This is a genomic window from Aureimonas sp. Leaf324, from assembly GCF_001423245.1.
Classification (GTDB): domain Bacteria; phylum Pseudomonadota; class Alphaproteobacteria; order Rhizobiales; family Rhizobiaceae; genus Aureimonas.
Window position 1 is genome coordinate 14,036 of record NZ_LMOH01000012.1, and the last position, 19,131, is coordinate 33,166.

The window sequence follows — 19,131 nt, forward strand, 5'->3', positions numbered from 1 at the left end:
CGCGGGCCTCCGCCTCAATCGAGGTCGGAGGCCCGGATCCGCTGGATCCCGCGCCGGTCGAACTCGGCGAAGGTGCGATCGAGGGACCCGTTGAGGTCGATCGCCCGGCAGGCATCCTCGATCACGAAGACGGGCCAGCCCGCATCGGCTGCGTCGAAGGCGGTCCAGGCGACGCAGAAATCCGTCGCCAGCCCGCAGACGAAGACCCGCTGCGTGCCACGCTCCTTGAGGTAGCCGGCAAGACCCGTCGCCGTCGTGCGATCGGCTTCACGAAAGCCGGAATAGCTGTCGATCCCGGGCTGGTGCCCCTTGCGAAGAACCGCCTGCGCGTTCGGCACGTCGAGCGCGGGGTGGAACTGGGCGCCCACGCTTCCCTGAACGCAATGGTCGGGCCACAGGACCTGCGATCCGTAGGCGACGTCGATCGACGTGAACGGCGCGCGCCCATGCGTGCTGGCGAAGGAAATGTGGCCGGCAGGGTGCCAGTCCTGCGTCAGCGCGACGATCGCAAAGCGCGGCGCCAGCGCATTGATCAGGGGAACGACGGCGTCGCCGTCCGCGACCGCCAGAGCGCCGCCGGGACAGAAGTCGTTCTGCACATCGACCACGACCAGCGCGTCCCGCCCTCCGACGACCTGCCGCATCCGATTCGCTCCACGCTCCGTTCCTGCAGCCCAAGCCTAGGGCTGCGCTGCCCTCCTGCCAAGGAACACCGGCACCGCCACCCCGTTGTGGGAGACGGTCGAGGAGGCAATGCCATGGACTTTCATCTTCTGGCTCCGGTGCTGCTGGCCTCCGGCGTCGCGGCGTCCGCCGGCTCGCTTGATGCGCTTCGCTGGGAAAACCGCGTCCTCCTCTTCGTGTCGAGCGAAGGCGGCGCAGCGGATGCCGAGCGGCAGGAAGCATTCCTGCGCGGCCGGGAACGCGATCTCGCCGAACGCCAGATGACGGTGATCGCGGTTCGCGGACAGGACGTGCGCGTCCTGGCCGGCAAGGCGCCGCGCGACCTGTCCGCCGACGCGCTGCGCCGGGAAACCCGTGTCGGCGACGCACCTTTCGTCGCCGTCCTGATCGGCCTCGATGGCGGCGTCAAATGGACGTCGCGGACCCCGACGCCGCTCGACGAGATCAATGCGGTGATCGACGCCATGCCGATGCGGCGCGCGGGGCTCGACCGCTGACGGAGCTCGTCATCGGCCCTCCTTCTCGTGCAGCTTGCGAAGCTTCTCGAACTGCTTCTCGATCTCCTTTCCGACCGGCTCGGGCCGGAGGTCGACGCCGTCGGATAGCTTCTGGGCGATGTGCTCCAGCACCGTGATGCGCGCGTAGCGCTTGTCGTCGGCGGGCACCACGAGCCAGGGCGCGTTCGTCGTCGAGGTCCGCTCCAGCATCTCGTTCGCGGCGTCCTCGTAGTCGGACCAGCGCTCGCGGTTGCGAAAGTCCTCGTAGGACAGCTTCCAGCGCTTCAGCGGATCCTCCATCCGGTCCTTGAAGCGCTTCAACTGCTCGTCGGGCGTGATGTAGAGGAACACCTTGGTGATCCGCGTTCCCGAATCGGTCAGCAATTTCTCGAAGCCGTTGATCTCGTCATAGGCCCGCCCCCACTCGGCCGGCTTGGCGAACCCTTCGACACGCTCCACCAGAACGCGGCCGTACCAGGAGCGGTCGAACACGCAGATCTCACCCGTGCCGGGAAGGCGCTGCCAGAAGCGCGAGAGATAGTGCCGGCGCAGATCGTCCGGCGACGGCGCGGCGATCGGCCAGACCTTGAAGCCGCGCGGGTCCATCACGGCGGCCATCCGGCGGATCGTCCCACCCTTGCCGGCGGCATCCCAGCCCTCGAAGACGCAGACGGCGGCGTCGCCCGTGTGGAGATACGCCTGATGGATCTCCATAAAGCGGACCTGCACCGTCTTCAGCCGGGCCTCGTACTCGTCCTTGTCGATCGTCTTCGACATGTCGAGCCGCCCCAGCGGACGATGCGAATTGGGCGTGTCGTTCTTGTGGTCGCTCATTCGTCACTCCCGCATCCGCCGGCCCGCGCCACGGGGGGCGCAGGATCGTTGGCGACACATTGAACCACCTTCTGGCAGCGAGGATCGGAGTCCCCGATCGCGCGTTTCCGTCGCGACCCGGCCTTCGCCGCCAAGAGTGATGCGTAATATGCTCCAGTCCGTCGACCTCGACACCCGCATTTCGGCCGCCGAGACGATCTCGCCGCTGCACCCGGTGGGCGCGACCGCGGTTCGGCTGATCGATCGCCGGGGCACCGACAAGACCCGTCCGCTCGTGTTCGTAGCGCAGACCGCGCGCCGCGCCGCCGACATCGCGGCGATCCTTCGGGCGCTCGAGCCTGCGGCGAAGGTCGCCTACTTTCCGCCGTGGGACTGCCTGCCCTACGACGGCCTCTCACCCTCGCGCGCCGTGATGGGCCAGCGAATGGGCGTTCTGCGGTGGCTGACCAACCGGAAAAATTTGCCCGAGATCGTGGTGACGACCGCGGAAGCGCTCGTGCGGCGCGTTCCGCCGCGCAGCATCTGGAAGACGCTTCATCGGGAGTTCCGCGCCGGCGAGGCGTTCGACGTCAAGGCGATGCGCCCCTTCCTGCAGAGCCTCGGCTACCTGTTCGACGACCGCGTGGACGAGCCGGGCGAGGCCGCGATCCGAGGGCGCGTCGTCGACTTCTTCCCCGCCGGCGGCGACCTGCCCTGCCGGATCGAGCATGAGAAGGGCCGGATCGTCTCGATCCGTTCCTACGACCCCGTCACCCAGCGGACGATCGACGAGATCGAATGCCTGATCGTCGACCCGGCGAGCGAGATCGTCGGCGACGAGACCGCGCCCGAACCGGTGTCCGATGCGCGGCTGGCCAAGGGGCGCCGGAAGCTCGAAACCGTCTTCGATTACCTGGGGGCAGCCGATCTCCTTCTCGAAGAGGGTGCGGACCGGCGCGCCGAAGCATTCATCGAAGCGGCCGAAGCGGCTCACGAAGAAGCACGCGAAGCATCCAGCGCGAGGGCACGGGCCGACCTGCCTGCCCCCTCCAAAATCCTCCTGACGAGTGCGCAGTGGCGCGAGCAGGTTGCCCGGAGCCTTGCCGCGGTCATCGACGATCCGGCCGAAGACGACGCGGAGCGGGTCGCGAGCCTGCGGAACCTTGCCGCCGAGAACGCGCCCTGGGCGGCCCTTCGCGATCTCGTCGGCCAGGGAAAGACCCCGCTGCGCGTCGTCATCGCCGCCGGAACGCGTGCGCTCCTGAACGACTGGCACCGGCGCGCGCGGCGGAACCTCGGCGGGGAATGGGAACGCGCGACCGGCTGGTCCATCGTCGAGACCTCGCCGGCTGGCAGCAACTGGTCGATGCTCCTGCCGATCAGCGAGGGCTTCGTCCTGCGCGACCGGGGCGTCGTGGTGGTCACGCCGCAGGACCTCGGCGGTCGGACGGCGGCCAACGCGTCCGGCCAGGGCCAGGCTGCCCTCCTCGCCCATCTCGACGACTACGAGATCGGCGACGCCGTGGTTCACATCGACCATGGCGTCGGCATCCTGCGCGGGCTGGAGACGATCGAACGCGACGGCCGGACCATGGACGCCCTCCGCCTGTCCTATGCCGACGACGCGTCGCTGCTCGTGCCGATGGAGGAGATCGGGGCCCTCTGGCGCTACGGCGCCGACCCCGGCGACCTCAAGCTCGATCGTCTGAAGGGCGAAGGCTGGCTCAACCGCCGCAACGATCTTCTCCAGCGCGTTCAAGATACGGCGCGCGGGATGGTCGACCTGATGAGCAAGCGGCGCAGGTCGAAGGCACGCGCCCTGAAGCCTGAGCGTCGCACTTTCGAGCGATTCTGCGCAGGCTTCCCCCACGCGCTGTCGCCGGATCAGTCGGCCGCGGTGGACGCGGTTCTGGCCGATTTGGCGTCGGGCCGCCCGATGGACCGGCTGGTCTGCGGCGACGTCGGCTTTGGCAAGACCGAGGTCGGGTTCCGCGCGGCAGCCGTCGCCGTTTCGGCCGGTCGACAGGCAGCGATCATCGCACCAACGACCGTCCTCGCCCAGCAGCACACCCGCGCAGCCCTTCGGCGTTTCCGCTCTCTCGGCATCGAAGTCGCCCATCTCTCGCGCCTCACCGCTCCGGATGAGGCCAAGCGGGTCAAGGCTGGCCTGAAAAGCGGTGAGATCCGTCTCGTCGTCGGTACGCACGCCCTTTGCGCCGAGGACATCGCGTTCAAGGATCTGGCGCTGGTCGTGATCGACGAGGAGCAGCGGTTCGGCGCCCGTCACAAGTCGCGACTGCGCGCCCTCGCTCCGGGCGGCCACGTCCTGACGATGACGGCAACCCCCATTCCGCGCACCCTGCAGGCGAGCTTCGTCGGCCTCAACGACATCAGCGTGATCGCGACGCCCCCGGTTCTGCGGCGCCCGATCCGAACGATCCTCGCGCCTTTCGACGACGATGTGGTCCGCGATGCGCTCCAGCGCGAGAAGCGCCGAAAGGGGCAGAGCTTCGTGGTGTGCCCACGTGTTGAGGACATCGCACCGATGGCCGACCGCCTGAAGGCGCTGGTGCCGGAACTCGAGGTCGCCGTGGTGCACGGCAAGCTGCCGGTGGAGACGATCGACGAGGTCATGCTGCGCTTCGGCGAGGGCGGCGGCGACGTTCTCCTTGCCACCAACATCATCGAGAGCGGTCTCGACGTGCCCGCCGCCAACACGATGATCGTCTGGCGGCCGGACCGGTTCGGTCTCGCGCAGCTTCACCAGCTCCGCGGGCGCGTCGGTCGCGGGTCGCGTCGCGGCACGGCCTTCCTTCTCACCGACCCGGCGGTCGAACTCGGCGAGACCGCCCGGTCGCGCCTGCAGACGCTCGAGCGGCTTTCCGGGCTTGGTGCGGGCTTCACCATCTCCACCCGCGATCTCGATCTGCGAGGCGCGGGCGAGCTTCTCGGCGAGGAACAGGCAGGGCATCTGCAGCTCGTCGGTCTCAGCCTCTACCGACACCTGATCGAGCGGGCGCTTGTCGTCGCCGAAGGCAAACCGGTGGCGGACGACTGGACGCCCGACATCGTGCTCGGCGCGAGCGGTTCGATCCCGGCGGACTACGTGCCGGACCCGGCCGCGCGCATCAATCTCTACAGCCGCATCGACCGGCTCCGCGAGCGGTCCTCGCTCGAGCTCCTCGTGGAAGAGATCGGCGACCGGTTCGGACCGATCCCGGCGGAAACCAAGATCCTTCTGAAGGCGGCCGAACTGCGTCTTCGATGCCGCGAACTCGGCGTGCAGAAGCTGGCGTCCGGCCCGAAGGGCACCGCGGCCGCGTTTCGAACGAAGGACGACGCGGCACGCCACGAAGGTCTAAAGCTTCCGGCGGGCTGGAAGTGGAACGACACGAAGCTCGTGTCGCCGAAGGGTGGCGAGACCGTCGCCGAGCGCTTCGTGGCGGCTCGTTCGCTGCTCGAAACGATCGACGCCCCGGCGGCCTAGGGGCCAAAAAAAGGGGCGGCACGCAGGCCGCCCAGTTTGGCTGGAGTATCAGGTCCATGAAAAACCCGATGCTCATTAATTGGTTACGTCGGCCGAAGGTTGCGACGAATGTTACGGAAATTTAAGCGACGCTAGGTCGCCGTGATTTTACGTCGCGTCGCAACCAAGCTTCTCCCGCCACGTTACAACGGCGCCGCACCCGCCCGTTGGGTCGTGTCTGCTGCGGCACCTTGTTTGTGGAAGTAAGGAGAACGAGATGTTCCGCGATAAGCCTTCGGCCTACGATCGGATCAGCGACGCGATCGGCGACATCGGCGAGCGGCTTTCGGACGTCGAGTCGCGGATCGTCGAGAGGCTTCATCCCCGCCCGTCCAAGGCCGAGAAGCTGCGCCGCGCGGTGGAACGCGAGGTCAACCGTCTCTACGCTTCCGCCGAGCCGTCCTACAGCCGCTACCTGCCGAGCTTCCTTTCCGGCTGGTCGCTGCCCTCCGCCGAGGATGCCCGCTCGGGCCTTCACAGCGCCCGCCGCTCGCTGTCGGACGGCGCGCATGATCTGGCCGACCACGCGTCCGGTCTCAGCCGCTACCTGCCGTCGAAGTCGGCGCTGACGCCGTCCTGGGGTCATCAGGCGAGCTTCCGCAGCGGGCGCGGCTACCAGCGCAGCAAGGACTATCTGCGCGAGAACCCGAACGTCTCGACCGCGCTGATCGCCGGTGGCGCAATCCTGGCCGTCGCCGGCGCGATCTACGTCACCAAGAAGATCGCCGATCACGCCGAGGAGCCCGACTTCGACACCGTGCGCAAGGACGGTGACATCGAGATCCGCGACTACGATGCGCTGGTCGTCGCCGAGACGATCAAGACCGGCTACCATGAGAAGGCCCGTCGCCGCGGTTTCGAGAGCCTCTACGACTACATCGCGTCGAACAACCGTTCGGGCAAGAAGATCGCGATGACCGTGCCGGTCCTCCAGCAGTTGTCCGAGGGCGAAGGCCGCACCAAGGGCTGGGCCATCCGCTTCATCATGCCGAAGAAGTACACCAAGGCGAGCCTGCCGACGCCGAACAGCAACGACGTGGCGATCCACGAGGTGCCGGCCAAGCGCGTCGTCGCGATCCGCTTCAGCGGCAACTTCACCGCCACGACGGCGTCGAAAAAGCTGATGACGCTCTACAACTACATCTCGGATGAGAACCTGAAGCAGAAGGGCGACCCGATCTACGCGTTCTACGACGCGCCGTGGACACCGGGCTTCCTCAAGCGCAACGAGATCCTGATCGAGGTCGAGCGCTGAGGTCTTTCATCGCTCCATGAAAAGGGCGTCCGCTTCGGCGGGCGCCCTTTTCGTTGGGGCCTATCAGAGGCGCATCACGTAGGTCTTGCGCGTGGTCTCCAGAACGCGCCACGTTCCGCGAAAGCCCGGCCGGATCACCAACGCATCGCCCGGCCGTAGGTCGCGGGCGTTCCCGCCCTCCTCGGTGAGGACCGAATGGCCTTCCAGGATCTGGCAGAACTCCCATTCGTCGTAGGACACGCGCCACTCGCCCGGGGCCGATTCCCAGACCCCGGCATAAAGCCCGCCGTCCTGCTCCTCCACATTCCAGGTTCGATGGACGGGGTCGCCCGCGATGACCTTCTCCGTCGAAGGGCGTGAAATTTCGGGTTCGACGCCGTCGATCGTGACGGGGATGGCATGGCTCACCGGCAACTCCTGCACCTGATCGCAGGACGATCTACGCCTCGAAGACCCGCTCCGTCTATGCGGTATCATGCTACCAATTTTACGGTACCTTGACACCACATGTCTAAACTTCTGTTTCAGCTGGCCTTTTCCTAGTCAATGCGGATCGCCGGGCACCCTCCGTCTCTTGCGTCGCGTCCACACGGTGTGTATGGAGACCGCCAAGGAGTGCGGCCCGGCCTGCGCTTTTTCCGCCGCGGGCAGGTTTCGTCCTGTCCGCGCCATGAACGACCCAAGGATACCCCGATGAAGACCTTCTCGCAGAAGTCCGAGACGGTGGAGAAGAAGTGGATCATCATCGACGCCGAAGGGCTCGTTGTCGGTCGCCTCGCCTCCCTCGTTGCGCTTCGCCTCCGCGGCAAGCACAAGCCCTCCTTCACCCCGCATGTCGATGATGGCGACAACGTCATCATCGTGAACGCCGACAAGGTCGTGTTCACGGGCAAGAAGTATCAGGACAAGACCTACTACTGGCACACCGGCTATGCCGGCGGCATCAAGGAGCGCAAGGCGCGCGAGATCCTCGAGGGTCGCTTCCCCGAGCGCGTGCTCGAGAAGGCCGTCGAGCGCATGCTGCCGCGCGGTCCGCTCGGCCGTCGCCAGCTCAAGAACCTGCGCGTCTATGCCGGTGCCGAGCACCCGCACACCGCCCAGTCGCCCGAGGCGTTCGACGTCAAGGCGCTGAACTCCAAGAACGCGAGGGCTGCATAATGGCCGACCTGAATTCGCTGCAGGATCTGGGCTCCGCGAACGTCGCCGAGACCTCGTCCGCCCCGGTGCGCGTCCAGAAGCTCGACGCTCACGGCCGCGCCTACGCGACCGGCAAGCGCAAGGACGCGGTCGCCCGCGTCTGGGTCAAGCCGGGCTCCGGCAAGATCACGGTCAACGACAAGAACTACGTCGACTACTTCGCCCGTCCGGTTCTCCAGATGGTGCTGCAGCAGCCGATCGTCGCCGCCTCGCGCGACGGCCAGTTCGACATCGTCGTGACGGTCGCCGGTGGCGGTCTGTCCGGTCAGGCCGGTGCGGTTCGCCACGGCATCTCGCGCGCCCTTACCTACTATGAGCCGGGCCTGCGCTCGGTCCTCAAGAAGGGCGGCTTCCTGACCCGCGACTCGCGCACCGTCGAGCGTAAGAAGTACGGCCGCGCCAAGGCCCGTCGTTCGTTCCAGTTCTCGAAGCGCTAAGCGCTCGCCGCACTGGACCGCCGATCGAAGGGCCCTGGGAAACCGGGGCCCTTTTTCGTTCTTCAAGCCGTCGCGCTTCTCCCCTATCTCTGGCGCCGACGACGGAGACTGTTTCATGGCCGGACAATCGATCGACCACGCCTTCACCGCGACGCTGGCCACCGGCGCGGCGAGCGATCCGACCTATGCCGGCGCCCTGTCCTTCATGCGGCGGCGGATGACGAAGGATGTCACCGGCTCGGACGTCACGGTCTGGGGCATCCCGTTCGATGCCTCCGTGTCCAACCGCCCCGGCACGCGCTTCGGCCCGCAGGCGCTTCGGCGCGCCTCCGCGATCTTCGACAATGATCCGCAGTATCCGTTCCACGCCGACCTCTTCGAGGCCCTCGGTGTCGTCGACTACGGCGACTGCCTTCTGGACTACCGGCTGCCCGAGCGGGCGCATCTCGCCATGCGGATCGAGGCCGAGGCGCTTCTGGCAAAGACCGGCTTCCTCTTGACGCTCGGCGGCGACCATTCGATCACGTTCCCCCTCCTACAGGCGCATGCCGCCAAGCACGGGCCGCTCAGCCTCGTCCATTTCGACGCGCACCAGGACACGTGGCCGCTTGCGACCGACACGCATGGTCGCCCCCGCGTCGATCACGGCTCGTTCGTCTCGGCCGCTCTGCGCGAGGGCCTGATCGACCCGGACAGCTCGATCCAGGTCGGCATCCGCACCCATGCGCCGGAGACCGGCGGCATCGAGATCCTGCACGGCTACGAGGTCGAGGACCTCTCTTCGTCCACTATTGCCGAGCGTATCGCCGCGCGCGTCGGCGGCCGCCGCTGCTATCTCAGCTTCGATATCGACTGCCTCGACGTCGCCTTCGCGCCGGGCACCGGTACGCCGGTCGCGGGTGGGCCGAGCAGTGCCAAGATGCTGGCCGTCCTGCGCAAGCTCGGCGCGCTCGATATCGTCGGCGCCGATCTCGTCGAGGTTTCGCCGCCCTACGACCACGCCGACATGACGGCCGTCGCCGGCGCGACGATCGCGATGTACGTCCTCGGCCTCCTCGCCGAGAAGAAGACGCGCTGACCCCGGCGCCCGCAGTTTCACCTCCAACGACGGAGCGCAGCATGAAGCCCCGCATTTTCATCGATGGCGAGCACGGCACGACGGGCCTTCAGATCCGCTCGCGCATGGAAGGGCGCAGCGACGTCGAACTCCTGTCGATCCCGGAGGCGGAGCGGCGCAACGAGGCGATGCGCGAGGACCTCCTGAACTCGGCCGACATCGCGATCCTCTGCCTGCCCGACGACGCGGCGCGGCAGGCGGTCGCGCTGCTGGCCGGCAACAATCAGGCACGCGTCATCGACACGTCCACCGCTCATCGGACAGCCGAGGGTTGGGCCTATGGCTTCGCGGAGCTTTCGCGCGACCAGCCGGATAAGATCCGCTCGGCGCGGCTGGTCGCCAATCCCGGCTGCTACCCGACTGGCGCGATCGCGCTGGTGCGCCCTTTGCGCGACGCGGGCCTCCTGCCCGACGGCGAGACCATCACTGTGAACGCGGTGTCGGGCTACACGGGCGGCGGAAAGCAGATGATCGCCCAGATGGAGGATCCCTCGCGCGCGGATGCAATCACCGCGCCGCACTTCCTCTACGGGCTCGACCTCGACCACAAGCACCTGCCGGAAATGCGGGTCTACGGGCGGCTTCCTCGCGACCCGCTCTTCTCGCCTTCGGTCGGCAAGTTCCCACAGGGGATGATCGTGCAGGTGCCGCTGCTGCTCGACGGCACGGTCTCGGCCGAGCGGCTGCACGAGGCTTTGGCGGCGCACTATGCCGGCAGCGAGATCGTGACCGTATCGTCGCTGGCGGAGAGCGCCGCGTTGAAGCGGATCGATGCGACGGAACTCGCGGGCACCGACCGTATGGTGCTGCATGTCTTCGGGTCGAAGGACGGCGAGCGCGCCAACCTCGTCGCGGTTCTGGACAACCTCGGCAAGGGCGCCTCGGGCGCGGCCGTTCAGAACATGGACCTGATGCTGTCGGCCTGACGACGGGTCAGGCCGCGGCCGGCACCGGGTAGCGGCCGAAGAGACCGCGGGCGTGGAAGACCGCGCCCGCCAGCACCACGAGCGCGCCGGCCTGATGCGTCAGCGCCGCGTCGATCGGCACATGCATCAGCAACGTGGTGATGCCGATCATCGCCTGCGCCAGAACCGCCACCGCCAGCCACGTGGCGCCGCGCGCATGGTGAGACGCTGGCGCGATGCGGCGAGCCGCGATCGCGTGGAGGATCGCCACGGTCAATAGCGCGTAGGCTCCGAGGCGATGGACGAACTGGACCGTCATCGGGTTCTCGAAGAAATTACGCCAAGTCGGCGTCATCGCAAGGAGATTGGACGGGATCACCTGCCCGTCCATCAGCGGCCAGGTGTTGTAGCTGAGCCCGGCGTTCAGCCCCGCGACGAGGCCGCCGAGATAGATCTGGACCAGCACCATCGCGACCAGGAGGAAACCGACGAGATAAGAATGGTCCGTCGGCGCCCGCTCCGCGGGCCGGTTGACGAGGCCGCGCGCGATCCAGAGCGTCGCGGTCAGGATGAGACAGGCCATGGTGAGGTGAACGGCCAGCCGGTACTGGCTGACGTCGGTGCGCTCGACGAGACCCGATGCCACCATCCACCAGCCGATGCCGCCCTGAAGGCCGCCGAGCGCCAGAAGGCCGACGAGACGCGGCTTCAGCCAAGGCTCGATCCGCCCCGTCACCCAGAAGAACAGGAGCGGCAGCGCGAAGGCGAGGCCGACGGACCGCGCCAGGAACCGGTGGGACCATTCCCACCAGTAGATCACCTTGAACTCCGACAGCGCCATGCCGCGGTTGATCTGCTGGTATTGCGGGATTTGGCGGTAGAGATCGAACTCTTCCTGCCACTCCGCGTCCGATAGCGGGGGAACCACGCCGTGGATCGGCTTCCATTCGGTGATCGAGAGCCCGGATTCCGTCAGGCGCGTGGCGCCGCCGACCACGACCAGCGCCATCACCATGGCGGCGATGACGTAGAGCCAGATGCGGATCAGCCGCCGGTTGTCGGCGATGCGGGGCGAAGCGAAGGTTGCGTCGGTCAGGGTCGTCATGGAGCTCGCTGACGGCCTCCGGCGTCACCGCGCGGAACCGTCCCTTCTGGGATGACGGCTCGGCGACGCGCACCGTTCCGGGCGCCGGCGCCGAGCTTCTCGCGACGTGATGTGTTACGAAGCGCCGGGAATGGCAAGGATCATATTGTCCTACCCGCTTGCCGCCGCGCGCGGAACTTGCGAGGACACCTGCAACGCATCCCAAACGAGACCCGAATGCCCGTCCGTCTGAAGAAGCTCATCGGCGTCGTCGTCCTGCTGGCGCTGGTCGTCGTCTACGCCGTCTTCGCCACCGCCTTCGCCTCGCTGCGCCTCGCCGACGCGCCGGGCTGGGTGCACCTCGTCTACTTCGTCGTCACCGGCCTGTTCTGGATCGTGCCCGCCATGTTCGTGATCCGCTGGATGCAGCGCGAACCGAGGGCCTGACACGCCTTCCCGGCTACGACGCCAGCTGACGCGCGTTCGCGAGGATCATGTCGGCAAGGCCCGCCGCGCGCAGCCGCCGGGTTCCATCTGAGACCGCCTGCTCGTCTTCGCCGTCCACCGTCACCACCAGCGCCGCATCTGGCGTGAGCAGAGCCTGGACCGTCTCCAGCGGGAGCTCGCCGCAGACGACCAGCACGACCTCGAAGTTGCGCTCGATGAACTCCAGCACGTTGCGGCGCTCCATCGCGAGGAAGGCCGCCTCGCCGATCACGGCCTGACCGCCGCCAAAGACTTCGGCCTGCGTGGCGAAATCGCGGCGCGCGATCTCGGCGAACGTCGCCTCGCCCGCGATCATGTCCGAGACGCCCAGCGCATCCGCCTCCAGCCCCATCGCGCGAGCCGCCAGTTGCCGCTCGCTGAGATCCACGAGCGCGACCTGCGATCCGCGCAGCGAGAGGCGGCGGACGATCTCCACCGACACCGGCCGCTCGTCGCGACCGATCGGAACGATCACGACGCGACTGATCTCGCTCGCAAGAATCCCGCCGATCAGCTCGTCCGCCGGCGTGACGTCCGTCTGAGGCTTCGGCGGATGCGGCTCGACGGGGACGGATCGGGGGGGTGAAACGGATCGGGGACGCGTGCGACCGAAGGGCAGAGGGGCGGTCGGCTTGAACAGGGTGCGGGGCGACGCGAAGACGGCGAGAAGCGACGAGGCGAGAAACCCGAACGCGGCCGACCCGGCCACGATCGGCCAGACGTTCGGGCGAATCTCGGTCATGGTGACCGAGCAGGTCACAGTGGGCTGCACGGGTTCGGGGGGCCTGACGGGTTCGACAGCCACGACAGGCTGGGGCGGCGCGACCGGTTCAGGCGCTGGCACCGGTGCGGCCGACGCAGACTCGACCGACGCCTCGCGCGCCGCCAGAAGGGCGTCAAGCGTCCGCCGGGCCGCCGCGACCTCGGCCTCAGCGTCGGCTCGCGCAATCGCGGCTCTCTCCCTCGCGTCGGCTGCCGCCGCATCCTTCGCTGCGATCTCTTCGGCCCGCGTTACATCGCCGCGAAGCGCACGCACGCGTCGCTGGACGGCGCTCGCAAGGCGATCGCGTGCCGCGTCCAGCTCGGCGTCGAGATCGGCGAGGCGCAGGCGCACCGTCGTCATCCGCGGATGACCATCAAGCAGCGTGCGCGAGAGTTCGGCGACGGTCGCGGCCGCGGCATCGCGCCGGGCCTTGGCGTTGCGCCAGTTCGCCCATTCTTCGCTCTCGCGAAGGCTCGCTGGGGCATCGGCCGGCGACGCCGACGGCAGGGCGCGCGCGAAGCGCTCCAGCGCGTCGAGTTCGCGGCGAAGGTTCGAAGCCGTCCGACCACCGCCGGCCGGCTGTTGGCTCGTGCTCCGCGCCCCGGCCGGCGGCTGTTTCGCCAGCCTCGCCTCGGCATTCGCGAGGGCCGTGCGGGCCGACGCGACGGACGCATCCAGCGCTTCGAGCGGCGCATTGCGCGGCTCCGGCTCGGTTTGTCTTGGCGGCTCGGGCGCCGCTGCAACCGGAAGCGGTTCCGGAGGGGGCGGCGAGTTGTCGGCGAGGACGGGTGCGAGGTCGTCGACGATCCGATCGGCAAGCGCCTGCGCATGGGCCCGGGCGACGTCGGTGTCCCGGTCCTCGGCCCAGATTTCCAGTGTTCCGTCCATCGATCGACGGGCGCCCGCATCCGGCCGCCGGTTCGCGGTCTGATCGACGAGGTCGACCCACACGGCCAGGATCGACGGACGCGAGGGCTCGGGCCGCCCGGGGGTCTCGGAGACGAGACGCTGGAGAGCGGCATCGTCCCAGCGCGCCATGCTTTCGGGCGGTGCGGATACGCGGACGGTAGCGCGCTGGATCGGCGGAACGAGCGAGCCCGCCGCGAAGGCGGCAAAGCCCAGCGCCGCCGTGGAAGCCAGGATACGATTGCGGTTCGACCAGAGGGCTTGGGCGACGCCGCGCTCCTCCCCGTTCCGCTCGTACGTATCGGCCATTCGGCTTCCCTTCCGGTCAAGAGCGACTCCCTTTGGCCGACCTTCCCCTGCGTCCACAGGATAAGGTTGAAGGCTTTCCTAGCAATGCGACATCGATTTTACGGTTAATTAACCACGTTGCTCATAGGTTTGAGCCCGAAACGAGGCATCGGCCTCACAGGCCTGCCCCCGCTCTCGGAGACCACCATGCGAGTCGCCCGCGCAGCCCTCGTGGCGCTGACAGCCAGCCTGCTCGGCGGCTGCGTGACGACACCGCCGCCGCCGGAAGCCTTCCACGCCGCCCTGAACCAGGAATATCGCCTGGATGCCGGCGATCGGCTGCGGGTCACCGTCTTCGAGCAGGACAGCCTCAGCGCGATCTATGTCGTCGACAAGGCGGGCTACCTGTCGCTGCCGCTGATCGGCTCGGTGCCGGCACGCGGCAAGACGCCGGACGAAGTGCGCCTCGCGATCACGGCCGCCCTGCGCAACGGCTTCCTGCGCGATCCCGACGTCTCCGTCCAGGTCGAGCAGTACCGCCCGTTCTTCGTCATGGGCGAGGTCGCGACGGGCGGCCAATACTCCTACGTTCCCGGCATGACGGTGCAGAACGCGGTGGCGATCGCCGGCGGTTTCTCGCCGCGCGCCGAAAAGCGCACCGTCGACATTACGCGTCAGGTCAACGGACAGATCATCACCGGACGCGTGGTCCTCTCGGATCCGGTCCTGCCCGGCGACACGGTGACCATCCGCGAGCGGCTGTTCTAGTCAGCCGGCCAAGATTCCGCCGACTCATTCGAATGATAAAAGTCGTCGTGAGCCTTCATTAGCCTATCGATGAGAGGGTGCCAGTCGAGCACGATCCAGGATCGCGCCATACGACGGGGACCCTCGACCATGGCTTTGAAGCGGAGCGAACAGGCTCTTTTCGCGCGCGAAGCGATCCGGACATTCCAGCCCGACCACCCGCCGCGTCTGGTCGAGGCGAGCGTCCTCAATCCCCATGCGCGGCGCATCGCCGAACAGTTCAACAAGAACGTCCTGTCGCCGCGGCTTCTATCGGGCCTCTTCGGGCTCGGCGAGTTCGCCGCCCTCGGCGCGATCGCGCTCGGCGTGCTCGCGTCCTACGGGCGCCTGTCGGATGCCCTTCTCGCCCTGCCGCTCGTGGGGCTTGCCATCGCGACGCTCGCGCTTCTACACGGCTACGAGCCCTCGCAGCTCCGTTCGCAGCGGCGGCAGCCGGCGCGCGTGGCGCTGGCGCTTCTCGCCGGCATCGTCGCCACCCTGCCCTGCGCGGCATGGGCGGGCAGTCTCGACGCGTCGCTCGGCGCCTGCCTTCTGACCTACGCCGCCGTGTCGATGGGCGCCCTGACGCTGGCGCGGCGCGTCCTCGCTCATCGCATCCGCCACTGGAGCCGCACGGGCCGCCTCGAGCGCCGCGTCGTCCTTGTCGGTGGCGGCGGCGCGGCCGAGCAGTTCATCCGGCAGCTCGACGCCGTCCCGGACAGCGATATCCGCATCTGCGGCATCTTCGACGACCGCGACGGCGACCGTTCGCCGCCGCTCGTCGCGGGCTATCCGAAGCTCGGCACGGTGGCCGAACTCACCGAGTTCGCGCGTATCGCCAAGATCGACATGCTGGTCGTCACCCTGCCACTGTCGGCCGAGAAGCGCATCCTGACCATCCTCAAGTCGCTCTGGGTCCTGCCGCTCGACATCCGCATCTCGGCGCTGTCGCAGAACCTGCGCTTTCGCTCGCGCTCCTATTCCTACATGGGCGACGTGCCGATGCTGGACGTGATGGATCGCCCGATCGCCGACTGGAACCAGGTCGCCAAGCGCGGCTTCGACCTCGTCTTCGGCATCGCCGCGCTCGTCGCGGTCGCGCCGATCATGATCCTCACCGCTATCGCCATCAAGCTCGACACACCCGGCCCGGTCTTCTTCCGACAGAAGCGCCACGGCTTCAACAACGAGGAAATCCTCGTCTGGAAGTTCCGCTCGCTGCGCCACGACATGGCCGATCCGACCGCGCGCAAGCTCGTGACCAAGGGGGACCCTCGCGTCACCCGCGTCGGCCGCTTCATCCGCCGCTCCTCGATCGACGAGCTACCGCAGCTCTTTAACGTCCTGATCGGCAACCTGTCGCTGGTCGGCCCGCGCCCGCACGCCGTGCATGCGCAGTCCAGCACGCAGGTCACCTTCACCGAGATCGTCGACGGCTACTTCGGCCGCCATAAGGTGAAGCCCGGCATCACCGGCTATGCGCAGCTGAAGGGGTGGCGGGGCGAGATCGACGACGACGTGAAGCTGCAGAAGCGCTTCGAACACGATCTCTTCTACATCGAGAACTGGTCGCTGCTGCTCGACCTCTACATCCTCTTCGCCACGCCCTACAGCCTCCTCAACCCCAAGGGCGCCTACTGACGCGGGCCAAAAAAGCGCAGGCGCCAGCCAATTCACGCGTTCTTCCGCCTCCTCGTCCGTGCGATACGAAGCGATCGTCGACGAGGAGGATTTTAGCGATGAGCGTACAGGGATTTGGCGTCCACACGGCCATGTGGTCGATGGAATGGGACCACGCGGCGGCCGAGTTCGCGATCCCGGAAGCGGTGAAATACGGGATCGACTTCCTCGAGATCACCATTCCCGACCCTCGCGTCATCGACGCCGCGCACACGCGCGCGCTCCTCGAGCGGCACGAGGTGGACTGCGTCTGCTCGCTGGGCATGCCGCTCGACCGCCTGCCGACCAACAATCCCGAAGGCGCCTGGGAGTATCTGAAGATCGCGCTCGACCAGTCGAAGGCGATCGGCGCCAAGGCGCTGAGCGGCGTCGTCTACGGCGGGATCGGGCAGCGCACGGGCTTCCCGCCGACGCAGGACGAGATCGACGCGACGGCGCGCATCGTCGAAAAGGCGGCGAACTACGCCAACGATCTCGGCATGCTCTACGGCCTCGAGGCGGTGAACCGCTACGAGAACCACATCCTCAACACCGCGCGGCAGGCCGTCGACATGGTGGAACGGGTGGGCGCACCCAACCTGTTCGTCCACCTCGACACCTATCACATGAACATCGAAGAGAAGGGCATCGCGAACGGCATCCTGACCGCGCGCGAGCACCTGAAATACATTCACCTGTCGGCCAGCGACCGCGGCACGCCGGGCGCCGACACCGTGGCCTGGGACGAGGTCTTCGGCGCGCTCGCGGCGATCGGCTTCAAGGGCGGCATGGCGATGGAAAGCTTCATCACCGTTCCGCCGGCGCTCGCCGCCGCGCTGTCGGTGTGGCGGCCGGTGGCGCCCGCGCGCGAGATCGTGCTGGGCGAAGGCCTGCCGTTCCTGCGCAACAAGGCGCGCCAGTACGGCCTGATCTCCTGAAGCCGAAGCGAGGCGGAGGCTCGAAGCCTCCGCCTCGCAGGATCAGATCGCCGCGACGACGATGATCTCGACGCGGTACTCGGGCGTGGCCAGAGCCGATTCGCCGGTCGCGCGCGCCGGCGGGTTCGACGGATCGACCCAGGCATCCCACACGGCGTTCATCGCGCCGAAGTCCTTCATGTCGGCGAGCCAGATGGTCGCCTGCAGGATCTTCGACTTGTCCGAACCGGCCTCGGCCAGCAGGCGGTCGATCTCGGCGAGCACCGTCTCGGTCTGCTTGGAGACGTCCTCGCCGGGATTGCCGACCTGACCGGCGAGATAGACCGTGTTGCCGTGGACCACGGCGGCGCTCATGCGACGGCCGGGCTCGATGCGACGAATGCTCATGAAACTCTCCGAATCGTTCGGTTCTGCGAGAGCTTCATACGGCGTGCCGGTCAGATTGGACAGGCGCCGCGGGTTCAGCGCCCCGCGTGGGCCCGTGCCGCGGCCTGACGGTTGCCGGGTGACCATCCGCCCGGCTGGGCGTCGCGCTTGTAGAGCTGGTTCAGATCATCGACGAGCCCCTGCTCGATCGCCTCGTTGCGCGTGATCAGGCCGGCCTCGTAGGCCTCGATGATATCGGTCGTGCTCATGCGTCCCACCCTTCCTTTGTCCAGTTCGCGGAATCCGCGGATCAGGGTTCGGTTCCGAGTCTGTTAAGATTTTGAGGCGGCAAAGCGGCGCATCGTGCCCTTGTGAGGGAACTTCCTCGACCTTCGCCCCTTGAGAACGCCCGCTTCGGCGACAGAATCCGAAGGCGCGCAGCCGATCCCCGGCGCGAGGCGCGAGGGGAATGGTCCGATCATGCGTTTGAAGTCTTTTGCGCTCGCCCTGACGGCGGCGGTGCTGCTGTCGCAGACGGCGCTGGCTGCGCCGGTCGTCGTGTCCTCGAAGATCGATACCGAAGGCAGTGTCCTCGGCAACATGATCCTGCTCGTGCTGCAGAACGCCGGCATCGAGACGACGGACCGGATCCAGCTCGGCGGAACGCTGGTGGTCCGCAACGCGATCACGGCCGGCGAGATCGACATCTATCCGGAATACACCGGCAACGCGGCGTTCTTCTTCAACAAGGCCGACGACGCGCTCTGGAAGGACGCGGCGAAGGCCTACGAGGAAGCCAAGAAGCTCGACTACGACGCCAACAAGATCGTCTGGCTGACCCCCTCGCCCGCCAACAACACCTGGGGCATGGCGGCGCGCAAGGACGTGGCGGACGAGAACAAGCTCGTCACCCTGTCCGACTTCGGAAAATGGGTGTCGGGCGGCGGCGCGGCCAAGCTCGCGGCCTCGGCCGAGTTCGTGAATTCGGCGTCGGCGCTGCCCTCGTTCCAGACCGCCTACGGCTTCCAGCTGAAGCCGGACCAGCTGCTGACCCTGTCCGGCGGCGACACGGCGGCGACGATCGCCGCGGCCGCGCAAGCGACCAACGGCGTCAACGTGGCGATGGTCTACGGCACGGACGGCGGCATCGCCCCGTCCGGCCTCGTGGTGCTGGAAGACGACAAGAACGTCCAGCCGGTCTATCAGCCGGCGCCGATCGTGCGCGAGGACGTGCTGAAGGCCAATCCGCAGATCGCCGACCTTCTGAAGCCGGTGTTCGAAGGTCTCGACCTCGTGACGCTGCAGGAGCTGAACGGGCGTGTTCAGGTCGGCGGCGAACCGGCGAAGGCGGTGGCCGAAGCCTATCTCCGCTCGAAGAACCTGATGAAGTAACGCCGCCAAGGCGTTGCCTCGTAAGATAAAGG

The 19,131-nt window shown here is 67.5% G+C and carries 18 protein-coding genes and 1 pseudogene; 12 read left to right on the plus strand and 7 right to left on the minus strand.

What is annotated here, in order from left to right; all coding sequences use genetic code 11:
• Positions 1-14 precede the first annotated feature (14 nt).
• Complete coding sequence (gene pncA / locus ASF65_RS07690) at positions 15-644, minus strand: bifunctional nicotinamidase/pyrazinamidase (RefSeq protein ID WP_055887521.1); 630 nt, start codon at positions 642-644, stop codon at positions 15-17.
• A gap of 114 nt (positions 645-758) precedes the next feature.
• On the opposite strand from pncA, the gene ASF65_RS07695 reads away from it, so the two are divergent.
• Positions 759-1,181: a DUF4174 domain-containing protein gene (locus ASF65_RS07695; RefSeq protein WP_055887524.1), complete on the plus strand. Its 423-nt coding sequence runs from the start codon at positions 759-761 to the stop codon at positions 1,179-1,181.
• A 9-nt stretch (positions 1,182-1,190) separates the two neighbouring features.
• Here ASF65_RS07695 and ASF65_RS07700 read toward each other — a convergent pair whose 3' ends face one another.
• Complete coding sequence (locus ASF65_RS07700) at positions 1,191-2,015, minus strand: polyphosphate kinase (protein WP_055887527.1); 825 nt, start codon at positions 2,013-2,015, stop codon at positions 1,191-1,193.
• A gap of 148 nt (positions 2,016-2,163) precedes the next feature.
• On the opposite strand from ASF65_RS07700, the gene ASF65_RS07705 reads away from it, so the two are divergent.
• A complete protein-coding gene (locus tag ASF65_RS07705) occupies positions 2,164-5,481 on the plus strand; it encodes a DEAD/DEAH box helicase (protein ID WP_055887530.1) in 3,318 nt (1,105 codons plus the stop codon).
• Between the two features lie 256 nt (positions 5,482-5,737).
• Positions 5,738-6,775 (plus strand): heme-binding protein, encoded by a 1,038-nt coding sequence (locus ASF65_RS07710; RefSeq protein WP_055887533.1) that lies wholly within the window; start codon positions 5,738-5,740, stop codon positions 6,773-6,775.
• Positions 6,776-6,838: 63 nt separating this feature from the next.
• Here ASF65_RS07710 and ASF65_RS07715 read toward each other — a convergent pair whose 3' ends face one another.
• Positions 6,839-7,183, minus strand: coding sequence for a cupin domain-containing protein (locus ASF65_RS07715; RefSeq protein ID WP_055888959.1), 345 nt, complete (start codon positions 7,181-7,183; stop codon positions 6,839-6,841).
• Positions 7,184-7,468: 285 nt separating this feature from the next.
• On the opposite strand from ASF65_RS07715, the gene rplM reads away from it, so the two are divergent.
• The 4 genes from rplM (at position 7,469) to argC (ending at position 10,452) form a co-directional block, all read left to right on the plus strand.
• Positions 7,469-7,933, plus strand: coding sequence for a 50S ribosomal protein L13 (gene rplM / locus ASF65_RS07720; protein WP_055887536.1), 465 nt, complete (start codon positions 7,469-7,471; stop codon positions 7,931-7,933).
• Positions 7,933-8,409, plus strand: coding sequence for a 30S ribosomal protein S9 (gene rpsI / locus ASF65_RS07725; protein WP_055887538.1), 477 nt, complete (start codon positions 7,933-7,935; stop codon positions 8,407-8,409). Before rplM ends, rpsI begins: the two co-directional genes overlap by 1 nt.
• Positions 8,410-8,524: 115 nt before the next feature.
• Positions 8,525-9,487 carry an agmatinase gene (speB, locus tag ASF65_RS07730; protein WP_055887541.1) on the plus strand — a complete coding sequence of 321 codons (963 nt, stop codon included), beginning with the start codon at positions 8,525-8,527 and terminating at the stop codon, positions 9,485-9,487.
• A 41-nt stretch (positions 9,488-9,528) separates the two neighbouring features.
• Positions 9,529-10,452 carry an N-acetyl-gamma-glutamyl-phosphate reductase gene (gene argC, locus ASF65_RS07735; protein WP_055887544.1) on the plus strand — a complete coding sequence of 308 codons (924 nt, stop codon included), beginning with the start codon at positions 9,529-9,531 and terminating at the stop codon, positions 10,450-10,452.
• A gap of 7 nt (positions 10,453-10,459) precedes the next feature.
• Here argC and ASF65_RS07740 read toward each other — a convergent pair whose 3' ends face one another.
• Positions 10,460-11,536 carry a COX15/CtaA family protein gene (locus tag ASF65_RS07740; RefSeq protein WP_055887547.1) on the minus strand — a complete coding sequence of 359 codons (1,077 nt, stop codon included), beginning with the start codon at positions 11,534-11,536 and terminating at the stop codon, positions 10,460-10,462.
• Between the two features lie 216 nt (positions 11,537-11,752).
• Here ASF65_RS07740 and ASF65_RS07745 point away from each other — a divergent pair, with 216 nt between their 5' ends.
• Complete coding sequence (locus ASF65_RS07745; protein ID WP_055887549.1) at positions 11,753-11,962, plus strand: DUF2842 domain-containing protein; 210 nt, start codon at positions 11,753-11,755, stop codon at positions 11,960-11,962.
• Between the two features lie 13 nt (positions 11,963-11,975).
• On the opposite strand, the gene ASF65_RS07750 is transcribed toward ASF65_RS07745, so the two are convergent.
• Positions 11,976-13,979 carry a hypothetical protein gene (locus tag ASF65_RS07750; protein ID WP_055887552.1) on the minus strand — a complete coding sequence of 668 codons (2,004 nt, stop codon included), beginning with the start codon at positions 13,977-13,979 and terminating at the stop codon, positions 11,976-11,978.
• A 186-nt stretch (positions 13,980-14,165) separates the two neighbouring features.
• Here ASF65_RS07750 and ASF65_RS07755 point away from each other — a divergent pair, with 186 nt between their 5' ends.
• The 3 genes from ASF65_RS07755 to ASF65_RS07765 all read left to right on the plus strand — a co-directional run bounded on the left by ASF65_RS07755 (position 14,166) and on the right by ASF65_RS07765 (position 17,341).
• On the plus strand, positions 14,166-14,726 hold the full coding sequence (locus ASF65_RS07755) for a polysaccharide biosynthesis/export family protein (RefSeq protein ID WP_055887555.1): 561 nt from the start codon (positions 14,166-14,168) through the stop codon (positions 14,724-14,726).
• Positions 14,727-14,855: 129 nt separating this feature from the next.
• Positions 14,856-16,385, plus strand: coding sequence for an undecaprenyl-phosphate glucose phosphotransferase (locus ASF65_RS07760; RefSeq protein ID WP_055887558.1), 1,530 nt, complete (start codon positions 14,856-14,858; stop codon positions 16,383-16,385).
• Positions 16,386-16,483: 98 nt separating this feature from the next.
• On the plus strand, positions 16,484-17,341 hold the full coding sequence (locus tag ASF65_RS07765; RefSeq protein ID WP_055887560.1) for a sugar phosphate isomerase/epimerase: 858 nt from the start codon (positions 16,484-16,486) through the stop codon (positions 17,339-17,341).
• A gap of 42 nt (positions 17,342-17,383) precedes the next feature.
• Here the strand turns inward: ASF65_RS07765 and ASF65_RS07770 are convergent, their stop codons facing one another.
• On the minus strand, positions 17,384-17,728 hold the full coding sequence (locus ASF65_RS07770) for a RidA family protein (RefSeq protein WP_055887563.1): 345 nt from the start codon (positions 17,726-17,728) through the stop codon (positions 17,384-17,386).
• Between the two features lie 74 nt (positions 17,729-17,802).
• Positions 17,803-17,976, minus strand: a complete 174-nt coding sequence (locus ASF65_RS21310; RefSeq protein WP_156369210.1) for a hypothetical protein — start codon at positions 17,974-17,976, stop codon at positions 17,803-17,805.
• A gap of 277 nt (positions 17,977-18,253) precedes the next feature.
• Between ASF65_RS21310 and ASF65_RS07775 the strand changes: the two are divergent.
• Positions 18,254-19,099: pseudogene (locus tag ASF65_RS07775) on the plus strand (ABC transporter substrate-binding protein); the annotation flags it as partial.
• Positions 19,100-19,131 lie beyond the last annotated feature (32 nt).

Bases quoted from the DNA above. Each gene is read 5' to 3' on its own strand.
- rpsI (WP_055887538.1), top strand. From the start codon at position 7,933: ATGGCCGACCTGAATTCGCTGCAGGATCTGGGCTCCGCGAACGTCGCC.
- ASF65_RS07765 (WP_055887560.1), top strand. From the start codon at position 16,484: ATGAGCGTACAGGGATTTGGCGTCCACACGGCCATGTGGTCGATGGAA.
- ASF65_RS07760 (WP_055887558.1), top strand. From the start codon at position 14,856: ATGGCTTTGAAGCGGAGCGAACAGGCTCTTTTCGCGCGCGAAGCGATC.
- ASF65_RS07700 (WP_055887527.1), bottom strand. From the start codon at position 2,015: ATGAGCGACCACAAGAACGACACGCCCAATTCGCATCGTCCGCTGGGG.
- argC (WP_055887544.1), top strand. From the start codon at position 9,529: ATGAAGCCCCGCATTTTCATCGATGGCGAGCACGGCACGACGGGCCTT.
- ASF65_RS07695 (WP_055887524.1), top strand. From the start codon at position 759: ATGGACTTTCATCTTCTGGCTCCGGTGCTGCTGGCCTCCGGCGTCGCG.
- ASF65_RS07740 (WP_055887547.1), bottom strand. From the start codon at position 11,536: ATGACGACCCTGACCGACGCAACCTTCGCTTCGCCCCGCATCGCCGAC.
- ASF65_RS07710 (WP_055887533.1), top strand. From the start codon at position 5,738: ATGTTCCGCGATAAGCCTTCGGCCTACGATCGGATCAGCGACGCGATC.
- ASF65_RS07745 (WP_055887549.1), top strand. From the start codon at position 11,753: ATGCCCGTCCGTCTGAAGAAGCTCATCGGCGTCGTCGTCCTGCTGGCG.
- pncA (WP_055887521.1), bottom strand. From the start codon at position 644: ATGCGGCAGGTCGTCGGAGGGCGGGACGCGCTGGTCGTGGTCGATGTG.
- ASF65_RS07705 (WP_055887530.1), top strand. From the start codon at position 2,164: ATGCTCCAGTCCGTCGACCTCGACACCCGCATTTCGGCCGCCGAGACG.
- speB (WP_055887541.1), top strand. From the start codon at position 8,525: ATGGCCGGACAATCGATCGACCACGCCTTCACCGCGACGCTGGCCACC.
- ASF65_RS07755 (WP_055887555.1), top strand. From the start codon at position 14,166: ATGCGAGTCGCCCGCGCAGCCCTCGTGGCGCTGACAGCCAGCCTGCTC.
- ASF65_RS07770 (WP_055887563.1), bottom strand. From the start codon at position 17,728: ATGAGCATTCGTCGCATCGAGCCCGGCCGTCGCATGAGCGCCGCCGTG.
- rplM (WP_055887536.1), top strand. From the start codon at position 7,469: ATGAAGACCTTCTCGCAGAAGTCCGAGACGGTGGAGAAGAAGTGGATC.
- ASF65_RS07750 (WP_055887552.1), bottom strand. From the start codon at position 13,979: ATGGCCGATACGTACGAGCGGAACGGGGAGGAGCGCGGCGTCGCCCAA.
- ASF65_RS21310 (WP_156369210.1), bottom strand. From the start codon at position 17,976: ATGAGCACGACCGATATCATCGAGGCCTACGAGGCCGGCCTGATCACG.